Below are 24,689 nucleotides of genomic sequence, written 5' to 3'. Positions count from 1 at the left end.
CGAGTCCAGGCTGAGCAAGGCAGAAGCAAGCATACAAGAAGTTGAGCCGCTTCCGTCGGCGCCGGATCGTTCGTTTTTCGATCCGCACCGCCGGGAGCGATTTTTTTTGAGGATTGACAACTGACTTTTATAAAGTCATAATGAAAATATCAAAACGACAATATTGATAAACAAAGGAGTGCATCGCCTATGAACAAAAGGCTGCTGTGGCTCGGACTCGCGCTTGGTACCGGTCTGATTCTCTACACGTCGTCGACGCCGCTCGAGGCGATCGCTTCCCTTACCGGGCTGCTCAGCGTCTGGCTGACCGCCAGGGAGCACATTTGGGCTTGGCCGATTGGCCTGGTGAACGTAGCGTGCTTTTTTTATATGTTTTATGACGTGAAGCTTTATGCGGATATGACGCTTCAATTGTTTTTCTTCGCTCTGGGGCTGTACGGCTGGATCGTCTGGCTGAGCGGACGGGGGGATGCCAAGGTGCGTCCCACCTCGAGAATTGCCCGAGCCGAAGCGGGCTGGCTCGTACTGTTCCTGATCGCGGCCTCCGTCGTCTGGGGCTTCCTGCTGCATCGGTACACGGACGCCTCAATTCCGTACGCGGATGCGCTGATCGCCGTTCTCAGTCTCATCGCCCAATATTTGCTTTCGAAGAAGGTATTGGAAAACTGGTATGTGTGGATCGTCGTCGACGTGCTTTCCATTGGCCTGTACGCTTACAAAGGACTGGATGCAGTCGCGGTCCTGTACGTAGTTTATCTGGGTATCGCCACCGCCGGCTTGTTCGGCTGGAAGGCGCAATACGCTATACAGCGGGGAGGAAGAACGGATGGCTGAACGTCGCGAACGCGATACGGGAACGGTAGGATTGACACTGGGCAAATTCGCCCCTTTTCATAAAGGACATCAGCTGCTAGTGGAAACGGCGCTGGCGGAAACGGACCGGGTCATCGTCATCATCTACGATTGTCCGGAGACGATCTCCATTCCGCTGCCCGTAAGGGCGGGCTGGATTCGCCGGCTATATCCGGACGTGGAAGTGCTGGAAGCCTGGGACGGACCGACGGAGACCGGGTACACCCCGGAAATTATGCGGATGCAGGAGCAATACGTCCTGAAGCTGCTCGACGGCCGGAAAGTGACGCATTTTTATTCCAGCGAGCGTTACGGCGAGCATATGAGCGAGGCGCTCGGGGCCGTCGACCGCCGGGTCGACCCGGCGCGGATCGCCGTTCCCGTATCCGGGACCGCCGTTCGCCGAGCTCCCTACGAGCACCGCTCCTTTCTCGATCCGATCGTTTACCGGGACTTGGTGGTCAAGGCGGTGTTCCTCGGGGCGCCCTCGACGGGGAAAACGACCGTCGCCCAAGCCATGGCCGAACGTCTCGGGACGGTGTGGATGCCCGAATACGGGCGCGAATACTGGGAGCGCCATCATGTCGACCGCCGTCTTGCTCCCGAGCAAATGGTGGAGATCGCCGAGGGGCACCTGGAACGGGAGGAGGCGCTGACGGCGGAAGCGCGCGACGTGCTGTTTGTCGATACGAACGCCATCACGACCTATATGTTCGCGCTCGATTACCACGGCTTCGCGCTGCCCCGGTTGCGCGAGCTGGCCGAACGCGCGGCGTCCCGCTATGATCTGGTGTTTCTGTGCGCCGACGATATTCCGTACGACGATACGCCGGACCGCTCCGGGGACGTGCACCGACGCAAGTTCCAGAAGCAGATTCGCGCCGATTTGCTGATCCGCCATATTCCGTTCGTCACGCTCGAAGGCTCGCTGGAGAAGAGAATGGAGCGCGTGGAAGCGGCGGTGCGCCAATATGCGAAGTACGGCGGGCTGGGGGATCTTGCGGTTCCGAACAGGGATCACTCGTGAGGGGCAAGAGGCGCGTCTCCTAGCAGTTCCCGGATTATTTGCATTCGCCCGTGCGGTGACCAGCTCATGGCAACCCAATTCGGGACGGAATAAATACACCCGTTGCTGACGGCCCTGGTGGAGTGCCATTGCGGAGTTTGCCGGATCGGTCGTAACAATCGGTCGTCGCCGGGATCGATCGAATGCTGAATAAACAGATGATCGGTTCCCATATCCGGGAACTTGTCGGGTGCAAACTCCACGATCGCGTCGTAAGCGGGAACGCATGCTCCGGGTCTTAAACCGAGCTCCGAGTATAGGAGCAAATTAAGCGGATGGCGAATGGTTCCTTGTACGCGTATCAGCTTATGGGCGAGCTTCATCACCGTGACGGTTTCCTGACCGAAACGCTTCCTGATCCGATTGCCGGCTTGCTCGACCTCAACGTTCATCCGTTTGAAATTGCGCTCCGCTTCATTCTCCCTGCCCACGATTTCGGCTAGCCGCGTATGGACCGCTCTCCAGTCAGCGATCAATTCAAACATTACGGTAGGCGCGATCTGCTTCAATTGCTCCACATAGGGGAGATGATGGTGATCGCACAGGATCAGTTCGGGCTCCGCCTGGCGGAGCTGCTCGAGCCGCTCTGCCACAAGGCGGCGGTGTTCCTCGACGCCGATCATTTTGCTGCGGTGGCAATTTGTCGCGAAGACGGTTTCCAGCCCCAGCGAATGCAGATTGTCCTGAACGCGCATGCAGGAAGCGACCGCCACCTTCGTCTGTTTGCGCTTCATGTAAAGAGTAGGCGGAATGCCGGTTTCCCGTTTGAACATGCGGCTGAAGTAAAACTCGCTCGCGAAGCCGCTGGAGGCCGCAACGTCCTTGACCGAACGGTTGCGTTCCGCGAGCATTTGTTTTGCCTGGGCAATCCGGTAATGGTTTAAGTATTCGAAGGGAGACAAGCCTTTCAGCTTCTTGAATTCGCGGGAATAAGAGGTAGGCGTGAAGCCGGCGATGCGCGACAACGTATCCAGCCTGATTTTATCCCTATAGTGGTCATGAATATATTCGATGCTTCTCTCGATTCCGTTATCGGTTTCCGCAGTCCCGGCAATTCCGTTCAGCCCTGCTACGATGAAATAAATCAGCTCCTGGAAACGGGCATTCAGCAAGAAGCCGGAACTCGCCGATTTTCGGTACGACTCATGGAGCATGAACAGCTTTTCCGGGACGGGAGACGTATGATGGATATGGATTTTGCCCGGTGCAAGCGGAAGATAGGCCGAATCGTAATCGATGCGAGCCGGAGATCGTTCGAGCTGCGCGTCAAGCGCCAGACCTTCGAGCGAGAGCAGGAAATATTCGACCTCTTCGAAATCCGAGGCGGCTTCAAGCGCGGTTCCTGGCGCGATGAAGAACAGTTGATCCGGCTGAAGCCGGTAGAAAGCTTGATCGAGCCGCAGCGTCCCAACTCCCTTGAGTATATAGCACAGCAAGGGGACCGGGACGTTATGCGCCCGCGTCGTCCTGCCTTTCGCCAGTCGTCGTAGATGGATCGAAGTAAACAGCAGCATGAATCGATCGTTGGCGATCTTTCGGGTCATAAGACCGGCTCCCTTTCGCTTGCGTAAGATGATTGTTAGGATGATAACCATTCTCAGTAAGTATACCATACGTTGAATGCAGCTGTTTGCAAAATTGTGTATGAAATCCGGATACAATGCTGTATGTACATGTTTTGCTGTTCGTCCTTATAATTGATAAAGATTCTCAATATCATTATAAGGGGACGACAACCATGAAACACATCCGTATCGTCTTGTTATTTGCGCTAACCCTGCTGATCGCGGCAGGCTGCGGTTCGGCTGGTTCAGTCGGGGGAGGCGGAGCCCCCGGAGCGGCAACCGTTTCGAAGGAAGCGGGGGCATCCAAAGAGAGCTCCAGTTCGAGCAAGGATTCGAGCGGAGGAGGCAAGAGCGCCCAGGCGGAGAGAACGATCAAACACGCCATGGGTACGGCGACGCTGAAAAAAACGCCGGAGCGGGTCGTCTATTTATTTCAAAGCATGAACGACGTAGGCGCGGCACTGGGCGTGAAACCCGTCGGGGCGGTCGAGTCGACGGACCAGAAGCCGTGGTTCAAGTATTTGGGGGACATGAGCGGAGTGAAAAGTCTGGGGGACGAAGGGCAGCCGAATCTGGAAGCGATTCTTGCCCTCAAGCCGGACCTGATCATCGCCACCAAAACCCGTCATGAGAAAATCGTGCCGCAGCTGGAGGCGATCGCGCCTACCGTCGTTACCGAGGATTTGGCCGATTGGAAAGATAATTTGCGACTCGCAGGCGAAGCGCTCGGCAAGCAGGAGCAGGCCGAGCGCATCATGAAGGAGTGGAATTCCCGCGTAGCGGATTTCAAGAAGAAGATGGGTGCTAAGCTGGAGACGACGACCGTGTCGGTCATTCGGGTACAGCGGGACAATAGCGTCAAAGTTTATTTGAAAGGCTTCCCGGGCTTGTTCATGCGGGAGCTCGGACTGGGGGTACCCAAGGCGCAGCAGGTGACATTCTCCGGATCGGGTCTCGACATTACGTCCAAGGAGCATATACCGCAATTCGATGCGGATTACATTTTCGATATTACGACCCCGCTGCCGGGACAGGAAAATGTGCCGAAGCTGCAGGAGGAGTGGACGTCGCACCCGTTATGGAAAAGCTTGAATGCGGTTAAAACCGGAAAAGTGATCAAAGCCGATCCGATCACATGGAACTTCGGAGCCGGACCGCTGGCGGCCAAAGCGATGTTGAACGACATGTTCCGCTATTTGGGTCTGGAATAGCGTCATGACGGCCGGAACGGGAGAGTTCGGACATGGATCGATTCAAGTTGCGAGCTAACGGTTTTAAAACGGCGGGCTTGGCGGCGTCCGCCGCGATGCTTCTGCTTTGCCTGGCGGCAAGCGTGATGCTCGGGGCAACAAACTATAGCTGGGGGACAGCCTGGCAGGCGATGTTTCATTATAACGAGGCCATGCCGGAACAAATCGTCATTCGGACGACCCGGGTGCCAAGGGCGCTTATTGCCGCCGCGGTCGGAGCGAGCCTGGCCGTCGCCGGCGCTCTGATGCAGGCTATGACCCGGAATCCGTTGGCTGCTCCCAGCGTACTCGGAATCAACGCTTCCGCGACCTTTTTTCTGGTCGCCGCGGCGTTGGTTTTCTCCGTGGACGGACTGTATCCGCTGCTGGCGGTTTCGTTTCTGGGCGCATCGGTCGGAGCGGCGCTGGTGTACGTCCTCGGCGCGATGGGCCGGGACGGGCTGACCCCATTGAAAATCATTTTGGCCGGTTCGGCGATTACCGCCCTGTTCTCGTCGTTTACCCAAACGCTGCTCGTCCTTAATAAGCAGGGACTCAATACGGTTTTGTTTTGGCTAACCGGCTCGATCGCCGGACGTTCTCCGGATCTGATTATGGCCGTGCTGCCGTTCATGCTGGCCGGCTGGATTGCGGCTGTCTTGTTGGCGAAGGATATGAACCTGCTCATGATAGGCGAAGAGACGGCCAAAGGAATGGGACAAAGGATCGTGTTCGTCAAGGCAGCTATTGGCATTCTTATCGTCATGTTGGCGGGCGGTTCGGTATCCGTAGCCGGGCCGATCGGCTTTATCGGCATTGTGATTCCGCATATCGCGAGGCATATCGTCGGTGTCGACAACCGCTGGGTTATTCCGTATTCCGCCTTGCTCGGAGCGATCCTGCTCATCGTTGCGGATTTGGCTGCCCGATTCGTCATGGTGCCGGAGGAAATTCCCGTCGGAGTGATGACCGCTGTCGTAGGTGCCCCGTTCTACATCTATATCGCGCGAAGGGGGATCGGTAAATGAGGAACCGGGCGTTGTTGTCTCTGCGCCACAAACCGACGGCGATCGTTTTGCTGCTGCTGATCGGATGTCTGTTGACGTCTATCGTCAGTATCGGCTTGGGGGAGATGCGCATATCTCCGGTTAACGTGGTGCGCGGCGTTATCGGAATCGGCGGGGATGACTATTCGCTTGTGATCCGCAAGCTGCGGCTTCCCCGCGTCGCGGTAGCCCTGCTCGCCGGGGCGTCGCTTGCCGCGGCTGGCGCGATACTTCAAGGGATGATCCGCAATCCGCTCGCATCGCCGGATATTTTGGGCGTAACCGGAGGGGCATCGGTTGCGGCTATCGCTTTTATGAACTATTTGCTGGGGACCGTAACGATCAGACTGCTGCCGGCTGCCGCGCTGCTCGGCGGTGTCCTCGTCGCGGGCTTGCTGTATGCGTTGGCGTGGAAAAGAGGCGTAACTCCGATGAGGCTGGTGCTTGTCGGTGTCGGGGTCTCGGCGCTCATGTCGGGCATGACGACGATGCTGCTGCTGTTTAATCCGAGAAACGAGGCTAGCCAAGCCTATTTCTGGCTGACGGGATCGGTATACGGAGCAAACTGGGAGCATGTCCTTACGCTGCTCCCATGGACGGCGCTGCTTCTGCCTTTGGCATTTATGATGGCGAGGCAGATCAACGTGCTGCAGCTCGGCGACGAGGTCGCGACAGGAGCGGGGAGTCCTGTCGAACGCAGCCGTCTGCTGCTGCTGCTGATCAGCGTGGCGTTAGCCGCTTCGGCCGTCGCCGTCGCGGGCGGGATCGGGTTCGTCGGTTTGATCGCGCCTCATATGGCGCGCAAACTGGCAGGTACGAATTTTCGCGTCGTTTTGCCCGTCGCTGTCCTGCTTGGAGCCATCGTGGTCATGTTGGCCGATTTGGCCGGAAGAGTACTGTTCTTGCCTATGGATGTGCCTGCGGGCGTATTCACATCCGCAGTCGGAGCTCCATTCTTCATTTATTTGCTGTATTCCAGACGGAATGCCCGATAATCTCTATATTGCGAATTGGGCGCCGAATCACGGCGGCAGGGAACCCTGGAGATATATCGTGTACCGCGGCGCCGGCCGTTCCGCTTAAGCCCGGCGCTCATGACGGGTGCCGTCCAGAAGCTGAAAAAGATCGCCTTTCATCCGGCCAAGACGGCCCACACAGCCTGATCCGCGAATTACGCGGATTTTTTTGTTTTAGGCGCGCCCACGCCGGTCGATCGGAGTAAACGTGACATTCCCATCTGCCGGCGATGACCGTGTAACTGGTCCTTCCGGCTGAGATCCGGTCCCGGTTTTCGGTAAAAGATACGGTCCAAGGGCCTATTCTGGCGACTTTCAACAGGAGAACGATCACGTCATGTAGAAAGGAATAGGCGTAAAATTCAACCCGTAAGCGAGGTACAACCGTGACAGCGACCCTAACTACGATAACCGAAGCGTATATCGATTCGTTGGCCCCGAACGCGGGGGCGATCAAAAACGGCCGGGATCTGGTCAAGAAGAACAGCTTTGCCGAGCTGTACCGTTCCGCAGACGGTACGCTGCTGTACGGGAACTGCAAAGGAAGCGGCAAGGAGCCGTATCGCTGCTCCGCCGATTATCAGAAGCCGGAAAATCCGGTATTCCGCTGTACGTGCCCGAGCCGGCAATTTCCGTGCAAGCACAATCTGGCTCTGCTATACGCATTCGCCGCCGGCAAGCCGTTCGCCGAAGGGGACATCCCCGACGACGTAGCCGAGAAGCGCGGCAAGGCGGAGCAGCGCGAGGCGAAGAAGGAAGCAGACGCCGCGCAAGCGGACGGACCGGCGCCCAAGCGCAAAACGAACAAGGCGGCGCTCGCCAAGAAGCTGGCGGCCCAACTGGAGGGCGTCGAGCTGCTGGAGAAGCTGGTGGGCCAGACGGTTCAGACCGGGCTCGCCTCGCTGGACGCGAAGGCGCTGAAGGTGATGGAAGAACAGGCGAAGCAGTTGGGCAATTATTATGTGCCGGGGCTGCAGGCCGCCTTCCGCGAGCTGGTGCTGCTGCTGCGCCGCGAGGGCGACCGCGAGCGCGCGTACACGGAGGCGATGGACCGTCTGACGACGCTGCATGCTTTGATCCGCAAAAGCCGGGAGCATCTGGAGGCAAGGAGGGAAAACCCCGAGCTGCCGATGGAACTTGCTTCTTCGCTCGAGGAGCGGATCGGCCATGCCTGGCAGCTCGGCGAGCTGCGAGAAGGCGGACTTGTGCGGACGGATGCCGAACTGCTGCAGCTGGCGTTCCGTTCATACGCCGACGAGGCGCGCGGCGAGCATGTGGACGAGGGCTGGTGGATTGGTCTGGATACGGGCGAGCTGTACGCGACCCGGCTGTACCGGCCTTTCCGCGCGGCGAAGCATATGAGGGAGGACGATTCCTGTTATGCGGTTGTCCAGTCGAAGGAATTGTACGTTTATCCCGGCGAAGGCGTCCCGCGTGCCCGATGGGAAGAAGCGACGATGCGCGGCACGACCGCGGAAGATCGGACGGCGGTATTGGCTCATGCGAGAACGTCGTTCGCCGACGTGTTGAAGGACGTCAAAAACCAGCTGAAGCAGCCGCTTGCCGGCAAGCATCCGGTTGCCCTGGTCCGTTATGCCCGCCTGGGGCGGACGGGCGACGGCCGCTATGCGCTGGAGGACGGCGAGGGCCGCAGTCTGGCGCTTGGCGATATTGCCGAGCTGGCGCATCCGGTCGGGCCGATGCTGGAGCAGCTCCGCGATGAATGGCGTCATGGCCAGGCGATGCTGGTCATGTTCGAGCACAATCTCGACGACCACCGTCTGACGGCGCAGCCGCTCTCCCTGATGACGCCGCATGAAACGGTTCGCTTCATTTATTAATAGAGATCCCTACATACAAGGAGAGCATGCCGTGAGCATTCCGATACTGATCGATCTGCACCGCGAGGTGCGCCGGCTGTTCATTGCCGGAAGCGGGCTGGCCGCAGGAGACGTGCGGCTGGCCAAGCTGCTGCCGCAGCTACAGCAAATGGGGGAAAGCGCCCCGGTATTCAAACGGGTGGCCGAAGCCGTCCGCCAGCTCCATGAGTCCGACCGCGAGCAGTCGCCGGGCAAGCTGCTCGACCTGGGCGTCCTGCTGCATTCGATTCTATACACGCAAGGGAACGCGGCCGCGTCGGGAGAATGGGAGGAGCCGGGGCGGCCGTATGCCGGGGAAGCGAATGTAGAGACGTTCGCCACTTACCGCCAGCTGAGACCGTTAATCGAAGCGCTGACGACGCGCGGCCCGGGAAGGCTCGAGGTGATTCGTCAAGCTCACGAGGGCGGGCTGTTCCGCGATATGCGGACCCATGCCGCAGCGATAGCCGCTTTGGAGGATCCTTTCGGCGAAATCGTCGATTTCATGATTGCCGACGTTATCCCCGCGATCGGCGCCCCGGCGCTGCCGACGCTGCGTCAGGGGCTCGATTTGCAGGGAGGCAAGGCGGACGGGCGCAAGCTTCAGCTGATCCAGCGGCTGTCGGGAAGCGCCGCCGAGGAGATCGTGCTGGAAGCGGTCCGAGAAGGCTCCACGGACGTGCGGGCTGCTGCGGTCGAACTGCTGGGCGATTATCCGGAGCGGGAGGAGCTGATTCTCGAGCAGTCCTACGACCGCCGGAAGGAAGTGCGCAGGGCGGCTCTGCAAGCTTTGGCCCAGCTGCGCACGGAACGCGCCGGAGACCGTCTGTATGAAGCGCTGTCGGGCAAAGACAGCGATATTGCCGTGCAGCCGATTTTGCAATACGAAGGCGAACGGCTGACCGACCAAGTGCTGCGCTACGGCGACGAGCTGCTTGACCAGCTGCGCGGGACGAAGGCTGAGGCGGCCGGAGATGCCGCCGACAAGCTGTACACGGCGCTGCAAGCGCTGGAGGGAAAGCGGACGGAAGCGTCCAAGGCTTTCTTGAAAAGGCTGCTGTCCGAGACGAAGCTGCCGGCCAAGCCGACTCATGCTCTGCGAGAAGAGGCGGCTCTGCAATTGTTGAACTGGAATACGGAAGACGCCTACGTCTATTTGCACGAGCTGCGCGCGAGGAAGGAAACGATGCTCGTCTCCTTCGGACTGCGCGCGGCGGCGAGGTACCTTCCGGCGTCCGAGGTGTACGAGGCGTACGAACCGTTCCTTCGTCCCGGCATGCCGACCGTCAAGGAGCTGCAGTGGGTCATCATGCAGCTGACCAAGGATATGGCCGACAGTTACCTGGACGCAGACCAGGCCGAAAGCGGGGAGGCGTGGGACGAACGTTGGCTGCATCGCTTCATCGAGCTGGACGCCAAGGATCTCGTATGCCGGTTTGCCAAGCGGCGCGATAAGCGGACGGAAACGTATTTGCTGGAAAAGCTGCAGGCTGCTCCTTCATGGTTCAAGCAGGAAACGGTCGAAACGTTGCTGACGCTATTCCGGATGGGGCATCCGGAGGCGGCCGAGCTGACGATGCAAGCGATCGAGCAGAGCACGGCGGGGCGGCTGTATTATGTCGACCGGGCGAAGGCGGTGCTGCTGGCCCAATTGCCGGTGTCCTGCGCCGGCCGTCTGCGCGATTATGCCGAGGGCATCGCCTACGAAAGCGTCAAGGAGCAAATGTCCGGTATTATCGAGCGGATTGAAGCCAAGCCGGACACAACGACTACGAGAACGGGGTGGATCGAATGGATCAAAAGCAAGATGTTTTGAGGCTGCCGGCCGAACGGCTGTACGAGCAGGAGTTGAGCGCGCTGAAGGCGCTCGATCGGGACGCAAAGCCTGCCGGCTGGCAGTTGTCGCCCCGGGCGGTGCTGACGTTTATTACCGGCGGCGAGGTGGATGGCGTCCGCATCACGCCGAAATATATCGGCAACAAGCGGCATGTGGAGATTGCTATCGCCACGCTGCTCACCGACCGCGCGCTGCTGCTGATCGGGGAGCCGGGAACGGCCAAGTCGTGGCTGTCGGAAAATTTGACCGCAGCCATTCACGGCGATTCCTCTAAAGTCGTGCAGGGCACCGCAGGCACGAGCGAGGAGCATATCCGCTATTCGTGGAATTACGCGATGCTGCTGGCGAACGGTCCGAGCGAGCAGGCTTTGCTGAAAAGCCCGATCTATCGCGCCATGGAGTGCGGGGGGATCGCCCGCTTCGAGGAAATATCCCGCTGCGCCTCGGAAGTGCAGGACGCGCTCATCTCGATCTTGTCCGAGAAGACGATCTCGATTCCCGAGCTCGCCCGGGAAGTGTCCGCGGCCCGCGGATTCTCGATCATCGCCACGGCGAATACGCGCGACCGCGGCGTCAACGATATGTCCGCGGCGCTCAAGCGGAGGTTTAATATTTTGGTGCTGCCGTCCCCGTCCGAGCTGGAGACAGAGGTCGATATCGTCCGCAAGCGGGTTCGGGAAATTGCGGCCAGCTACGAGTTGAAGGCGGCACCGCCTGAGGAAGAGGCGATCCGCAAAATCGTGACCGTATTCCGCGAGCTGCGCGGGGGCATGACCCTCGACGGCAAGGAGAAGGTGAAGCCGCCGAGCGGGGTCATCTCCACAGCGGAAGCGATCTCGCTGCTGACCAACAGCATGGCGCTCGCGGCCAGCTTCGGCGGAGGCCATATCGCCGAGGAGGATTTGGCGGCGGGCTTGCAGGGCGCGATCGTCAAGGACGAGGAGAAGGACCGGGTCGCTTGGAAGGAATATTTGGAGAATGTGATGAAAAAACGGGGATCGGAATGGCGCAGTCTGTACAACGCATGCCGGGAGCTGAACGATTGAGCGCCGCGGACGGGCAGGGGGTGCATTTATTCGGCATCCGGCATTTGTCCCCGGCCGGCGCCGTGCATTTGCGTTCGTTTCTCGATCGCATCCGGCCGCAGCTCGTGCTGGTGGAAGGGCCGTCCGACGCGACCGGGCTGATCGCTTCGATCACGGCGCGGGGCGTCGTGCCCCCGATTGCGATTCTTGCCTATACCGAAAGTATCCCGATCCGCACGCTGCTATTTCCGCTGGCCGACTATTCTCCGGAGTATCAGGCGTTTGTCTGGGCAGCGGAGCACGGCGTGCGGGCGGAATTCATCGACCTGCCGTCCGACGCCGCCGTCGTTCTTTATAATGAAGCAAGACGACTGCCGGCCGAAGAGGCGGATCGACTGGAATCGGTGGACGAAAACGGACGGCCGTCCGGCGAACGGACCGATGCTTCGGAGGCGGCCGAGGTCGGAAACGAGGCGGGTCGCACCGCAGCCCCTGCCAGCGAACGCCGCCGCGACTACTACCGGAGGCAGAACAGCCTGTACGAGCGGGTGGCGGAGCTGGCCGGGGAGCCGGATTACGAAAGCTATTGGGAAAGGCATTTTGAACATACTCCCGACCCGGACGGTTATCGCCGGGCGATGCACGCCTTTTCCCGGCAGATGAGAGAGCTGCTGGAGGAGGAGGAACGCCTGGCCGATCCGCGGGAGGCGGCTTACAACGCGATTCGCGAGTCGTACATGCGACGGCGTATCGCCGACGCGGTGCGGCAAGGCTATGCGCCGGAAAGCATTGTCGTCGTCACCGGAGCGTATCATACCGCCGCGCTAGACCCGGCCTTGCCGGAGATGACCGATCGCGAGCTGCGCGGCTTGCCGCGCCTGACGACGCGGCTGACGCTGATGCCCTACTCGTACTACAAGCTGTCCACGCATTCGGGATACGGGGCCGGCAATCCGGCTCCGGCTTACTTTGGCTTGATGTGGGACTGCTTGCGGCGAGGAGATGCGGCGAAGCTGCCATCCTTATATATGTCGCAGGTGGCGGTCCGGCTTCGGGAGGAAGGAACGTTCCGTTCCACCGCCTCCGTCATCGAGGGGGTGCGGCTGGCGGAATCGCTGGCTTCGCTGCGTTCCGGCCATTTGCCGGTATGGAAAGATTTGCGCGACGCGGCAGCCGTCTGTCTCGGCTTCGGGGACTGGTCGACAGTGGCCGAGGCGCTTGCCCGCACCGATGTCGGTACGGCGATCGGCTCGCTGCCGGAAGGAATCAGCCAGACGCCGATTCAAGACGACTTCAACCGCCATCTGAAAAAGCTTAAGCTGGACAAATACAAGTCTGCGGTGGCCGCCGATCTGGAGCTTGATCTGCGCGAAAACCGGCGCGTCAAATCGCAGGAAGCCGCCTTCCTTGATCTGAACCGCTCGATCTTCCTGCATCGGCTGCGGCTGCTGGAGATCGGCTTCGCCCACGAGCAGGCCGTCCGTCAGGAAGGGGCGACCTGGGCCGAGCACTGGGTGCTGCAATGGACGCCGGAGGCGGAAATCCGCATGGTCGAATCGACGCTCAAGGGCGAGACGGTAGAGTGGGCCGTCGCCTATGTCATCAAGGAGCGGCTCGGGCAGTGCAAGGATATTCGCGAGGCGTCCCGCATCGTCCGCGAGGCGTGCGAATGCGGCTTGCCGGAAGCGATGGAAGACGCGCGCGAGACGCTGCAGCGGCTGGCTGTCGACGCCGGCAGCTTCCCGCAGCTGGCCGGGGCGGCGCACGGGCTGTCGGTGCTGCTGCGCTACGGCGATGTGCGCCGGATGAATACGGCGTCGCTGGAGCCTTTGCTGCAGCAGCTGTTCTTGCGGGCGGCGCTGCTGCTGAACGAGGCGGCGGCCTGCAGCGAAGAAGCCGCCGGCGAGATGGTGGCGGCGATGAACGAGATGCATGCCGTCTCGCAAGAGCAAAGCGAGCTGGTCGACGATGCGCAGTGGCTTCAGCGGCTCGACGAGCTGGCGGCGCGCGACGACCGCAACGCGAAGCTGTCCGGATTGGCCTTCTCCCTGCTCTTGGAGCGTAACCGGGTCGGGGACGAGCGGGTATCGCGGGAAGTGTCGCGCAGACTGTCGCCGGGCATACCGGCCGATCTCGGAGCCGGCTGGTTCGAAGGGCTGGCGCTGCGCAACCGGTATGCGCTATTGTCCCGCAGCGCCTTGTGGCAGCAGTTGGATGCGTATATCGGCTCGCTCGACGACATGCAGTTCCGCCGGGCGCTCGTCTTCCTGCGTCGGGCATTCGCGCCTTTCGAGCGGCGAGAGAAGTCTTCGATTGCAGAGATGATGGGCGAGCTGTGGGGCATCGGCGGCGAGCAGTCCGGAGACGTGCTGCAGCGGCCGTTAAGCGAAGAGGAGAGAGGGAAGCTGGATGAGCTTAACGAATTCGATTTCGAGGATTTGTAGCCTATGACGGAGCAAACACGGACCGGCGCGGAACTGCGCGGGCAAGTGCAGCGTTGGCGGCTCATCCTCGGCGAGGCCGCCGAGGAGAAGCTTTGCGGCTGCGCTGGGGCAGGCGGCGGGCAGCCGCTGCTGGATGAAGAGAGCAGACTAATGGACGAGGCGCTGGCCGCCATCTATGACGGCACATCGGGGGTCGACGCGGGCAATGGCGGGTTAGCCGGCGCTTCCGGCGGCGGCCGGGGCGGTGGCGGGCGTTCGGCCGGACTGGGCGCGTCCCAGCCGAAGCTGGCCAAATGGCTCGGCGATATCCGCAGCTTTTTCCCGTCGGATGTCGTATCGGTCATTCAGGCGGACGCGATCGAGCGCAAAGGGCTAAAGGAGCTGCTGTTCGAGCCGGAGACGCTGGCCCAGGTCAAGCCCGATCTGCGCATGGTCGCCACGCTGATGTCGCTGAAGGGGAAAATTCCCGAGAAGACGAAGGAAACGGCGCGGCAGCTGGTCGCCGCGGTCGTCGACGAAATCAAGAAGAGGCTCGAGAGCGACATCCGCAGCGCGGTGACCGGGGCGCTCAACCGGAGGAGGCACTCGCCGATTCCGTCGATCAGCAGTATGGACTGGAAGACGACCGTCCGGCGCAATCTGAAGCATTACGATACGAAGACGCGACGGTTGATTCCGGAAAAGTTTTATTTCTTCGACCGGGCCAGGCAAAGCAAGGAATGGACGGTTATTCTCGATATCGACCAAAGCGGCTCGATGTCCGATTCGGTTATCTACGCCTCGGTGATCGGCTCGATATTCGCCAGTATGCCGGCGCTGGATACCCGGGTCGTGGCCTTCGACACGGCGGTAGTCGACCTGAGCGAACAATGCGCCAACGACCCGGTGGACATGCTTTTCGGCATTCAGTTGGGCGGCGGCACGGATATCAACAAATCTGTCGAATATTGCGAAACGTTCGTGCGCGATCCGAAGAAAACGCTGTTCATCTTGATCTCGGATTTGTACGAAGGCGGCAATCAGGCGGCGCTGCTGCGTCGGATGGAGGGGCTGAGCCAGGCGGGGGTCAAGGTCATTTGCCTGCTCGCCCTATCCGATACGGGCATCCCTTCTTATGACGAACAGGTGGCGAAGAAGCTGGCGCGGTTCGGCATTCCTTGCTTCGGCTGCACGCCGGACCGTCTCCCCGAGCTGATCGAGGGAGCGCTGAAGGACAAAAATTTGCAGGCGCTGGCCGCCGAACTCGGCGTCAGGCGCGAGTAGCGGCGCAAAAACGCCATGTAACGAACGAAAGCGCCCGGATAGCGGGTAACACAAGGAGCCGCGCCGCCCAAAAATCCGGGCAGCGGAAATGAAGCGCACGAAGGTACAAAGCCAGAGCTGATCTGTGTACACGGAATAGGTCCAACTCCTTGCGGAGCAAGAGAGCGGGCCCTTCCGTGAATACGGCTTGAGCTCTGGTTTTGTCAACGGACCGCCGACCATCCGCCTGCAAAAGGCCTATGGATCGTCCATGAACCGCCTATGAGTCGCCCGCGAAAGGCCTATGAATGGCCCTGGGGCGGCTCTCGTTGTTTACGGACAAATTTCGTCACGATCAGACAACGATAACTGGGTGTAAAGTAGCTATTTTACGGGAACACGCACGAAACGGTTGTATGCCGATCGAAGTTTATAATACGATCAAGCCAAGCTATTTGTTCGTTTTAACGAACAATAGAATCGTATATAACTTAAATCGGAGGGAAATTTATGAGATTATCAAAAGCTGCGTGGACAACGGTTTTGCTTGGAGGGGTGTGCCTGCTGGCGATCGGCTGCACGGACAAGGCCGGAACGGCGACTGGAGCCGGGGCAAAGCCGGCAGCGGCGGCGAATGTCGAATTCGGCGTTTCCGATCTGCCGGGCGGCGGCATTCGCGTTCCGCATAACGAACGGCTGCATCTGTCTACCGACAAGAAATGGATCGAGAAGGAGGGGCATCTGTCCGATCTGATCCGGCTTCAATGGACGGCGGAACGGGCGAAGCCGGCGATCGTCTGGGCGGACGAGAACGGCAAGGACAAGACGGCGATTATTTCCCACGACAAGGCAAACAACCCGGAGCAGCACGATCATAAGCATATTTCATTCGAAACGACGATGGCGCCCGACGGGCAATATCCGAATCAGTTGTTTACGCGGTTTGAAATTCCGTACGACACCGACGTAAGCGAAATACGCACGCATTCGTCCAACTTCAATGTCATGAGCGGCATTCTGCGCGTAGCGGGCGAGACCGGCACGAACCGGGACATCCAGTTCAGCGTAGCAGGGAAGGATAACGCCACGACGCCGCGCTGGGCGGTTCGCGCCGACAGCTCCAAGGAGTCCGGCGGCAATACGGGCGCCAACCTGCAATTCGTCCGCTACGACGACGACGGCAAAGCGGTCGATTCGCTTCTTACGCTGCAGCGCAGCGGCGGCAATGTTGGCATTGGTACAAACGATCCCGACTCGAAGCTGGACGTGAACGGCGACAAAATCCGCATCCGCAACAAGTATACGCCGGAGTCGTCCAAAGCGGCATGCAGCCAGGGTCAAATGGCCTGGGACGACAATTACGTGTATGTCTGCGTAAGCCAAAACAGCTGGAAACGGACCGCTTTGTCGACATGGTAAAGGCCAAATGACATAGAAAATGTCGAAAATGTTATCGTGTATGGGTAAAATGGTCCAAAAGTCCCTTGGAAACGACATCCTTCGATCATATGATTGAGGTACTACGTAGCAATCATTTCCAAGAGAGAGGGAAGAAACGACTATGCTCGCACGCTTAGACCGATACCATCGCCCCATTGTCGCTTTGTTTGTCGCTGTCTCTGTCGCCCTAGTCCTGTTCGTCCAACAACCGAAAGCGGAAGCGGAATTGTCCGTTCCCGGCGGAGAAAGAGTGAGCGCTTTGTGGGTTTGGGATCCCGGTCTGTTGAATGGCGGGTGGGAGCAAATGCTCGATTATGCCGTTCAGCATAGCGTGAACCGGATTTATTTTGGCGTCGATATTACAATCAAACCGTTTAAGTACCAGCCGTTCGTCCGTAAGGCCCGGGAAATGGGCATTGGCGTCGAAGCTTTGAGCGGACGGGCGTCCTGGGTATATCCCGAGAACCGGGGCAGCATGCTGGCCTATGCCCGCTGGGTCGCGGCCTACAACGCCGCGGTGGAACCGGTAGAGCGCTTCGCCGCCGCCCGCATCGACCTGGAGCCGCATCAGCTGGCGGAATGGAAAACCGACCGCGACCGGTTGACGAATTTGTGGGCCGACGCTTCCGCCGAGTTCGCCGCCGAGGTGCACAAGACTCCGGGGCTAGCCGCAACCGCCGACGTGCCGTTCTGGCTCGATGGGTACGAGGTGCCGGCTACCGGCGTGAAGATGCACGATTTCATGATCGGAACGTTCGACGAGCTGACGATCATGGCGTACCGCAACTATGCCGAAGGGCGCGGAGGCATTCTCGATGTCGTCTCCGCCGAGCTGGCGTCCGCCCGTCAAGCGGGCAAGAGGCTGACGATCGGCGTAGAGACCAAGGAAAACAACGAAGCGCCTACGGTCAGCTTTTACGGAATGAGCAAGACCTATATGCGGGACCAACTGCTGAAGGTGTCTGCGACTCTTGCGAACGAGCCCGCCTTTGCCGGCATTTCCGTGCACGAATACAAAGCCTGGACCCGGATGAGTCCGTAAACGTAGCTCTCTATAACCAAAAAGAATTGATCTGAAACCGGTACTTTTTTCGCCATTTTGCGAGAGTGCCGGTTTTGTTTTTGTAAAAAAAGATCGGGCATACGGACTATTTTGTCGCCAAGCCTACGTACTCTATAATGAATATTGCGTTCTCTATAGTGAACGAGCAAGCGAACAGGCAACCACAGCGCAGAATACCTTCCCACATGTGAACAAAGGAACCATACAAAGAAACGGAGTGAAGAAAGCATGTGCGGCATTGTCGGTTATATTGGCAACAGGGATTCGCAGTCCATCCTGGTGGAAGGGTTGAAGAAGCTGGAGTACCGCGGATACGATTCCGCAGGCGTGGCCATTGTTACCGGAACGGGGCTGGCCGTGAAGAAGGCGAAGGGCCGGTTGGCCGAGCTGGAATCGAGGCTGCACTCGGAGCCGCTCGCCGGTACGGTCGGTATCGGCCACACCCGCTGGGCGACGCACGGCAAGCCTTCGGATGCCAATTCTCACCCGCATACGGATACGACCAGTAAATTTAGCGTCGTGCATAACGGCATTATCGAGAACTACGCCGAGCTTCGCCGGGAACTTGCGGCGAAAGGCCATGTGTTCGTATCGGAGACGGATACGGAGGTCGTCTCCCATCTGATCGCCGATCTGTACCAAGGCGACATCGTGAAAGCCGTCAGCGAAGCGACGCGCCATATTCGCGGGGCGTTCGCCCTGGCGATTTTGACCGAGCACGAGCCGGACAAGCTGGTGGCCGTGCGTCAATCGAGCCCGCTGATCATCGGGGTAGGCGACGGGGAAAATTTCATCGGCTCGGATATTCCGGCCATCCTCCAGCATACGCGCAACGTGTACATTCTCGACGATCACGAGATGGCCGTGCTGACCCGCTCCGGCGTGGAGCTGATGACGATCGAGGGCAATTTTATCGCCAAGCAGCTGTCCACGGTCGATTGGGATTTGGCGGCGGCGGAGAAGAACGGCTTCGATCATTTCATGCTGAAGGAAATGCACGAGCAGCCGCAAGCCTACCGCGATACGCTTTCCGGCAGGATGGGCGAGCACGGCATCGTCTCGCTGGACGAGCTGGGCATGACCGACGAGGCGATCGCCGCTATCCGCGCGATCCATATCGTAGGCTGCGGGACGGCGTACCATGCCGGACTGGCCGGCAAAGGAGCGCTCGAGAAGCTGGCAGGCCTGCCGGTGGAAACCGATCTGGCGTCGGAGTATCGCTATCGCGAGCCGCTTGTGATGCCGGGTACGCTGCTGATCGCCGTCAGCCAATCGGGAGAGACGGCCGATACGCTGGCAGCAGTCCGCGAAGCCAAACGCCGCGGAGCGCTCATTCTGGCGATAACGAACGTCGTCGGCAGCTCGCTGACGCGGGAAGCGGACCACACGCTGTTCACGTGGGCCGGCCCGGAGATCGCCGTCGCTTCGACGAAAGCTTATACGACGCAGCTGCTGGCGTTCTACATGCTCGCCATCCATTTGGCGGAGAAGCGCGGAGTAGGCGAGCGGGGCAGATTGGCCGAGCTGTCGCGCGAGCTGCAGCAGCTGCCGGACAAGGTGGAGCGCGTCGTCGCCGGAAGCGCCGCCGTTCAGACGATGGCCCGGCGGATTGCCCAGGCGCAGAGCCTGTTCTTCATCGGACGCGGCCCAGATTATGCGGTCGCCATGGAAGGCTCGCTCAAGCTGAAGGAAATCTCGTACATCCAGTCCGAGGCGTATGCGGCCGGGGAACTGAAGCACGGTACGCTGGCGCTGATCGAGCAGGATGTGCCGGTCGTCGCGCTGGCTACGCAGCCCGCCCTGCTGGAGAAGACGGCGAGCAACGTCAAGGAAGTGAAGGCGCGCGGCGCTTACGTGTACGGGCTTGTCATGGAAGGGCACGAAGCGCTGGAGGACACCTTCGACGAAGTGCTGACGCTTCCGGCTACAGATCCGCTGCTGGCGCCCGCGATCAGCGTCGTGCCGCTGCAGCTGCTCGCTTACTATACGGCGGTGGAGCGGGGCAACGACGTGGACAAGCCGCGAAATCTGGCGAAAAGCGTAACAGTCGAATAACCGCACTTCGAAATCCAAGAAAACAAAGCGGAATTATAAACGATTTGTAAACCGAATATAGGGCAGAGCCATCTGCCGTCGAAAGGAGCGAAAGCCGCATGTGGACGGTATTCGATTCGATACCGGATCCTTTTATGAAACCTATTATTTTGATCGGTTTGATTGGTATATGCGTCGTCGCCGGATGGGGCGTGCTGCTTGCCATGAAAATCAGACGGGCGTCCGCCCGCAAAGCTTTCGAAGGAAGCGAGCGTAATTATGCCGACTATATGGCGTATTTGCGGATTCATATCGCCACGGTGGACGAGCTGCCGACTCCGTACGGGAAATTGTCCGAAACGGATCGCAACTATCTCACCCATGAGCTGACGGAATGGATGGCGCGCATCCGCGGCGAAGAGCACGGCAAGCTGCTCGCGCTGAGCGGCCGTCTTGGCCTGGTGGAGCGCGAGCTGAAACGGCTCGGGCACGGGCTCAGTGATCGTCGCCTCGACGCCGCGCACCGTCTCGGCTTCATGCGTGCGCCCCAGGCGCTGGAGCCTCTGTGCGGGCTCATCGCCCAAGCCGGCCGCAAGGCGGATGCGTTCGTATTCGCTCAAGCCGCAGCCTGCTGCGCCACCCGTGCGGAAGACGTCGAGCGCATCGTGCTGGAGCTGTCCCGCGATCATGGCGACGCCACTCGGCTGACTGCGGAGCTGATCCGCGAAGCGGACGCCGATCCGGCTGTCGTTACGCGGCGGTTGATCGGCAGCGGCAATCCGGCGCTCATCCGCGTCGCGCTGATCGGCTTGCCGACGATGGTCGATCCGCACGTCGGCCGCGACGTGGCCCGCTTGACCGAGACGGGCGACAAGGAAATGCGTCTGAATGCGATCCGCGCCTTCGTGCAGTCGGGGACGCTTCAGCCGGAGCGCGTCCGTTCGCTGCTGCGCGATCCCGACTGGGAAGTGCGCATGGAGGCGGTGCGCGAGCTCGGCGGTCTGGGCGAATCTTCGGCCGTTCCGCTTATCGCCGCTACGATCGAGGATGGACATGACCGCGTGAGGGAGCAGGGCGTGCGCAGTCTGGCGCTGCTGCAGGAAGGCGGCGTGCGGGCGCTCGGCGCCGGAGGCGACGAGCCCGAAGAGGTGCTGCGCCATAATACGCTCCTTTACGCTTACCGCAAATACGGGAAACGGCAGGCGGAAGTCAAGACCGGATAGCCGTTCTCACGCTTGCCCAACGAAAGGAGTCCCTCATGAGAGAGTTTTTGCTCGGCTACGGACATTTTGTCGTGGCCTACATCGTAATTGTGTATTCCATCTATTTCTTCATCTTGCTGCTTTCGCTGAAAAACATCAAACCGACGATCGTCCGAAACAAATATACGAGCTATTCCAAGCTGGCCGGCTCGGAGACGGTGCCGCCGGTGTCCATACTGGTTCCTTCCTATAACGAGGAGCTGACGATTATCGAGAATGTGCGGTCGCTGCTGGCGCTCAATTACCCGCAGCACGAGGTGATCGTCGTCAATGACGGCTCCAAGGACCGTACGTTGGAAATCTTGATCGATGAGTTTCAACTGGAGCGGTTGCCGGAGGAGATGTCCAAGGGCAACGGACTGCTCGATACGAACCCGACCCGCGGCGTATTCCATAACCCGCTCGTTCCGAAGCTGTATGTCATCGACAAGCCGAACGGCGGCAAAGCCGATACGCTCAACGTCGGCATCAACTTCTCGCATTATGCGATGGTATGCACGATCGACGCCGACTCGCTGCTGGAGAAAGATTCGCTCATCCGGATCGGCCGCAAGTTTATGGAAAGTCCGGAGGAAACGATTGCCGTCGGCGGAATGGTACGGGTAGCGAACAGCTGCACGATCGAGAACGGCATCGTTAAGGAAGTTCGGCTGCCGCGCAACTGGTGGGCCCGCTTCCAGTGCGTGGAGTACATGAAGGCGTTCCTCGGAGGACGGATCGGCTGGAGCGCGATCAATGCGCTGATCATCATCTCCGGCGCGTTCGGCGTCTTCCGCAAAGAGTACATCGTCAAGGTCGGCGGCTACCGCGAAGGATACCCCGGCGAGGACATGAATATCGTCATCAAGCTGCACAAGATGATGCAGGAGCAAGGCCGCAAGTACCGGATCGCCTATTGCCCGGACGCCGTCTGCTGGACGCAGGCGCCGGAGTCGATGCGCATCCTCGGCAGCCAGCGCAAGCGCTGGGGCCGCGGCAATCTGAAGAACATGTGGGAATACAAGCATTTGATCTTCAATCCGAAGTACAAGCTGTTCGGTCTGCTGTCCATGCCTTACACGGTTATTTATGAAATGCTGAATCCTTATATCAAACTGTCCGGCTATCTGGCGCTGATCGGATACGTCATGCTGGATATGACCAAGTGGCCGATCCTGCTCGCCTTCTTCGGCATCAATGTCGCGCTTGTCCTGCTCTTCAACTGCGGCGCGCTGCTGATCGAAGAGATGGCGTTCCGCCGCTACCCCCGCTTGACCGACTTGCTCAAGATGGTCGGCGTCGGCATGCTGATGGCATTCGGCTACGTGCAATTGAACGCTTACTGGCGGCTGCGGGGACATATCGACTTTTTGCGCAACAACAATTCCTGGGGTGAAATGACCCGTCAAAGCTGGGCGACCAAGCCCGCGAAACAAGCAACGCCAACAACGATTCAGAAGGGAGCTTGAAACGAAAATGCAAACGATGTTGAAAACGGGAACGGTAGTCGATCAATTGTTGGGCAAGGTTAGCCGCGCTTGGGAGGAGACCGGCTGCTGCGGAGTCATCCTGGCCGGCGTGCGGGGCGACGCGACTAGCAAGTTCGCCAAATGGCAGCGTGCCGTGGCGGAGGAGCATCCGGACGTAGCGGTCGAGTTCGTCTACTATGCCGAAGGCTCCTATGTGGCGGCGCTGCTTCCCGGTCAAAAGCTCGGCCTGACCCACTTCGTGTCTCTGCTGATCAAAGACTTGATCGAGGACAGCGGTTTGCTGGCCGGTACGGTCGTCGTGGCCAGCTTGCCGGAGGGCGACACGCCGGATAAGCCGGCGGCGCTCCGCAGGCTGAACGAGATGGCCGCGGAGGCGGGCAAGAAAAGCGATTCGGTGATGCTTCACCGTCGTCTGGGCGGCGAGAACAAGGTGCTGCTCGTCGACGGCGACGATATGACCCGCGCTTTTCTCAGCGAGCGTCTGCGTTGGAAAGGATATGTCGTCCTGGCGGCGGCCGATGCCGAAGAGGCGCTCCGTCTTTACGAGGAGCACCGTCCTTCGCTCGTCATTACCGAGCTGAACTTTCCGGAATCGGACGGCTACTCGCTGATCCGCGGACTGCGCAGCCGCAGCGAGAACACTTGCCGCATTATCGTCTTGACCGAAAGACGTCTCGACCAGGACGTCAGCCGCGCCTTCGATCTGGGCGCGTCGGATTTTGTCGCAAAGCCCTTTTCCCCGGTAGAGCTGGATGCCCGCATTCGCAGATTGACGGTTACCGCCTAACACTATAAAGAGAGAACGGGAGATGATTGATTAATGAACGCATCGTACACGGCTTTGCGCCAACTGTTTGAATCGAAAACCGCCAAGATTGGGGTAATGGGACTCGGGTATGTAGGATTGCCGCTGGCCGTCGAAATGGCCAAGAGCGGCTACACCGTATACGGCATCGACATCGACGAGCGGAAATCCGCCACGCTGCTCGAAGGCCGCTCGTACATTCAGGACGTGCCCGACGAGCACATCCGGGAATGCCTGGAGGAAGGCCGCTTCCATCCGACGAGCCAACTGTCCTCGATCAAATGGCTGGACATGATCAGCATTTGCGTGCCGACGCCGCTCAACGAGCATCAGGAGCCCGATACGTCATACATCACCCGCGTCGTCGATGCGATTAAAACTTATATGCAGCCGCCTGCGCTGATCGTGCTGGAAAGCACCACTTACCCCGGCACTACGGAGGAATTGATACAAGCGGAGCTGGAAGCCGTCGGTTATCGCCTTGGCGAAGATTTCTTCCTGTGCTTCTCGCCGGAGCGCGTTGATCCGAGCAACATCCAGTACCAGACGAAAAACACGCCGAAGGTGCTCGGCGGCACGACGCCGGAATGCACCGAGCTCGGTTCGCTCGTCTACCGCGAATTCGTCGATAACATTGTCGAAGTCACGTCGCCGAAGGTGGCGGAAATGAGCAAGCTGTTGGAGAATACGTTCCGCAGCGTCAACATCGCGTTCATGAACGAAATGGCGCTGCTCTGCGATAAAATGAATATCGATATTTGGGAAGTGATTCGCGCCGCTTCCACCAAGCCGTTCGGCTTCATGCCGTTCTACCCGGGACCGGGCATCGGCGGCCACTGCATCCCGCTCGACCCGATGTACTTGTCCTGGAAGGCGAAGGGGTTCCGGTTCTTCAGCCAGTTTATCGAGCTGGCCCAGTCGGTCAACCAGACGATGCCGGATTACGTCGTAGGCAAGACGGCGGAGATTCTGAACATTTACTCCCGTTCGATCCGCAATTCGCGCATCCTGCTGCTTGGCATGGCGTACAAGCCGGAGATCAACGACCTCCGCGAATCGCCGGGGCTGGAAATTTACGAGCTGTTCCGCAAGAGCGGCGCCCTGGTCGACTATTACGATCCGTATGCGCCAAGCTTCCTGGATAAAGCGGGGCAGCAGATCCATTCGATCGACTACTCGACGGACAAAATCCGCCAGTACGACTGCATTGTCACCATTACGGCGCACAAGGCGCTCCAATATGAAGAAATCGCCAATACCGGAACCGTTATATTCGACACGCGCAACGCGTTCCGCGATTTCTCTCAGCCGCATATTTACAAGCTCGGCAGCGGACTGGCTTCCGCCGAGAAGGTTGCGCCGCCACAGGCCGTCGGGCTGTAAAAGGCTCCGGCGTCATACGATTGGCGCGGCCGAACGATGGAAAGGAGTGAAC

Annotated in this window: 18 protein-coding genes; 17 read left to right on the top strand and 1 reads right to left on the bottom strand. The window is 59.6% G+C overall.

Translation table 11 applies throughout. The features are described 5' to 3' along the window. Nucleotides 1-189 precede the first annotated feature (189 nt). Together pnuC and ABD796_RS29355 are read left to right on the top strand one after the other, a co-directional pair. Nucleotides 190-834 carry a nicotinamide riboside transporter PnuC gene (gene pnuC, locus ABD796_RS29360; RefSeq protein WP_344915122.1) on the top strand — a complete coding sequence of 215 codons (645 nt, stop codon included), beginning with the start codon at nucleotides 190-192 and terminating at the stop codon, nucleotides 832-834. Continuing rightward, complete coding sequence (locus tag ABD796_RS29355) at nucleotides 827-1,879, top strand: AAA family ATPase (protein WP_344915120.1); 1,053 nt, start codon at nucleotides 827-829, stop codon at nucleotides 1,877-1,879. Before pnuC ends, ABD796_RS29355 begins: the two co-directional genes overlap by 8 nt. Here the strand turns inward: ABD796_RS29355 and ABD796_RS29350 are convergent. Continuing rightward, complete coding sequence (locus tag ABD796_RS29350; protein ID WP_344915118.1) at nucleotides 1,870-3,462, bottom strand: helix-turn-helix domain-containing protein; 1,593 nt, start codon at nucleotides 3,460-3,462, stop codon at nucleotides 1,870-1,872. The two genes, ABD796_RS29355 and ABD796_RS29350, sit on opposite strands and share 10 nt — an antisense overlap. A 194-nt stretch (nucleotides 3,463-3,656) precedes the next feature. Here ABD796_RS29350 and ABD796_RS29345 point away from each other — a divergent pair, with 194 nt between their 5' ends. The 15 genes from ABD796_RS29345 to ABD796_RS29275 all read left to right on the top strand — a co-directional run bounded on the left by ABD796_RS29345 (nucleotide 3,657) and on the right by ABD796_RS29275 (nucleotide 24,637). After that, on the top strand, nucleotides 3,657-4,694 hold the full coding sequence (locus ABD796_RS29345; protein WP_344915116.1) for an ABC transporter substrate-binding protein: 1,038 nt from the start codon (nucleotides 3,657-3,659) through the stop codon (nucleotides 4,692-4,694). A gap of 32 nt (nucleotides 4,695-4,726) precedes the next feature. Further along, a complete protein-coding gene (locus ABD796_RS29340; RefSeq protein ID WP_379118808.1) occupies nucleotides 4,727-5,740 on the top strand; it encodes a FecCD family ABC transporter permease in 1,014 nt (337 codons plus the stop codon). Continuing rightward, nucleotides 5,737-6,753 carry a FecCD family ABC transporter permease gene (locus ABD796_RS29335; RefSeq protein WP_344915114.1) on the top strand — a complete coding sequence of 339 codons (1,017 nt, stop codon included), beginning with the start codon at nucleotides 5,737-5,739 and terminating at the stop codon, nucleotides 6,751-6,753. Before ABD796_RS29340 ends, ABD796_RS29335 begins: the two co-directional genes overlap by 4 nt. Nucleotides 6,754-7,160: 407 nt before the next feature. After that, nucleotides 7,161-8,615 (top strand): SWIM zinc finger family protein, encoded by a 1,455-nt coding sequence (locus ABD796_RS29330; RefSeq protein WP_344915112.1) that lies wholly within the window; start codon nucleotides 7,161-7,163, stop codon nucleotides 8,613-8,615. A gap of 31 nt (nucleotides 8,616-8,646) precedes the next feature. After that, nucleotides 8,647-10,449, top strand: a complete 1,803-nt coding sequence (locus tag ABD796_RS29325) for a HEAT repeat domain-containing protein (protein WP_344915110.1) — start codon at nucleotides 8,647-8,649, stop codon at nucleotides 10,447-10,449. Further along, nucleotides 10,425-11,516 (top strand): ATP-binding protein, encoded by a 1,092-nt coding sequence (locus ABD796_RS29320; RefSeq protein WP_344915109.1) that lies wholly within the window; start codon nucleotides 10,425-10,427, stop codon nucleotides 11,514-11,516. Before ABD796_RS29325 ends, ABD796_RS29320 begins: the two co-directional genes overlap by 25 nt. Then, complete coding sequence (locus ABD796_RS29315) at nucleotides 11,513-13,939, top strand: DUF5682 family protein (protein ID WP_344915107.1); 2,427 nt, start codon at nucleotides 11,513-11,515, stop codon at nucleotides 13,937-13,939. The genes ABD796_RS29320 and ABD796_RS29315 overlap by 4 nt, the downstream gene beginning before the upstream one ends. A 3-nt stretch (nucleotides 13,940-13,942) precedes the next feature. Further along, the gene (locus tag ABD796_RS29310; protein ID WP_344915105.1) at nucleotides 13,943-15,202 is read left to right on the top strand and encodes a VWA domain-containing protein; all 1,260 of its coding nucleotides are present in this window, start codon (nucleotides 13,943-13,945) and stop codon (nucleotides 15,200-15,202) included. 489 nt (nucleotides 15,203-15,691) lie between these two features. Beyond that, nucleotides 15,692-16,600, top strand: a complete 909-nt coding sequence (locus tag ABD796_RS29305; protein WP_344915103.1) for a hypothetical protein — start codon at nucleotides 15,692-15,694, stop codon at nucleotides 16,598-16,600. 142 nt (nucleotides 16,601-16,742) lie between these two features. Further along, nucleotides 16,743-17,663 carry a hypothetical protein gene (locus ABD796_RS29300; protein ID WP_344915101.1) on the top strand — a complete coding sequence of 307 codons (921 nt, stop codon included), beginning with the start codon at nucleotides 16,743-16,745 and terminating at the stop codon, nucleotides 17,661-17,663. Between the two features lie 249 nt (nucleotides 17,664-17,912). Continuing rightward, nucleotides 17,913-19,739 carry a glutamine--fructose-6-phosphate transaminase (isomerizing) gene (glmS, locus tag ABD796_RS29295; protein ID WP_344915099.1) on the top strand — a complete coding sequence of 609 codons (1,827 nt, stop codon included), beginning with the start codon at nucleotides 17,913-17,915 and terminating at the stop codon, nucleotides 19,737-19,739. A gap of 98 nt (nucleotides 19,740-19,837) precedes the next feature. Then, the gene (locus tag ABD796_RS29290) at nucleotides 19,838-20,941 is read left to right on the top strand and encodes a HEAT repeat domain-containing protein (protein WP_344915097.1); all 1,104 of its coding nucleotides are present in this window, start codon (nucleotides 19,838-19,840) and stop codon (nucleotides 20,939-20,941) included. A 35-nt stretch (nucleotides 20,942-20,976) separates the two neighbouring features. Further along, entirely contained in the window at nucleotides 20,977-22,428 is a 1,452-nt protein-coding gene (locus tag ABD796_RS29285; RefSeq protein ID WP_344915095.1) for a glycosyltransferase family 2 protein, read from the top strand. A 7-nt stretch (nucleotides 22,429-22,435) separates the two neighbouring features. Continuing rightward, a complete protein-coding gene (locus ABD796_RS29280) occupies nucleotides 22,436-23,236 on the top strand; it encodes a response regulator transcription factor (RefSeq protein WP_344915093.1) in 801 nt (266 codons plus the stop codon). 33 nt (nucleotides 23,237-23,269) lie between these two features. Then, entirely contained in the window at nucleotides 23,270-24,637 is a 1,368-nt protein-coding gene (locus ABD796_RS29275; protein ID WP_344915091.1) for a nucleotide sugar dehydrogenase, read from the top strand. Nucleotides 24,638-24,689: the final 52 nt, after the last annotated feature.

Origin of the sequence: Paenibacillus hodogayensis (assembly GCF_039536325.1) — a bacterium.
Classification (GTDB): Bacteria; Bacillota; Bacilli; order Paenibacillales; family NBRC-103111; genus Paenibacillus_AB; species Paenibacillus_AB hodogayensis.
Note: the sequence above shows the minus strand (reverse complement) of the source record. Positions and strands in the feature narration are given on the sequence as shown.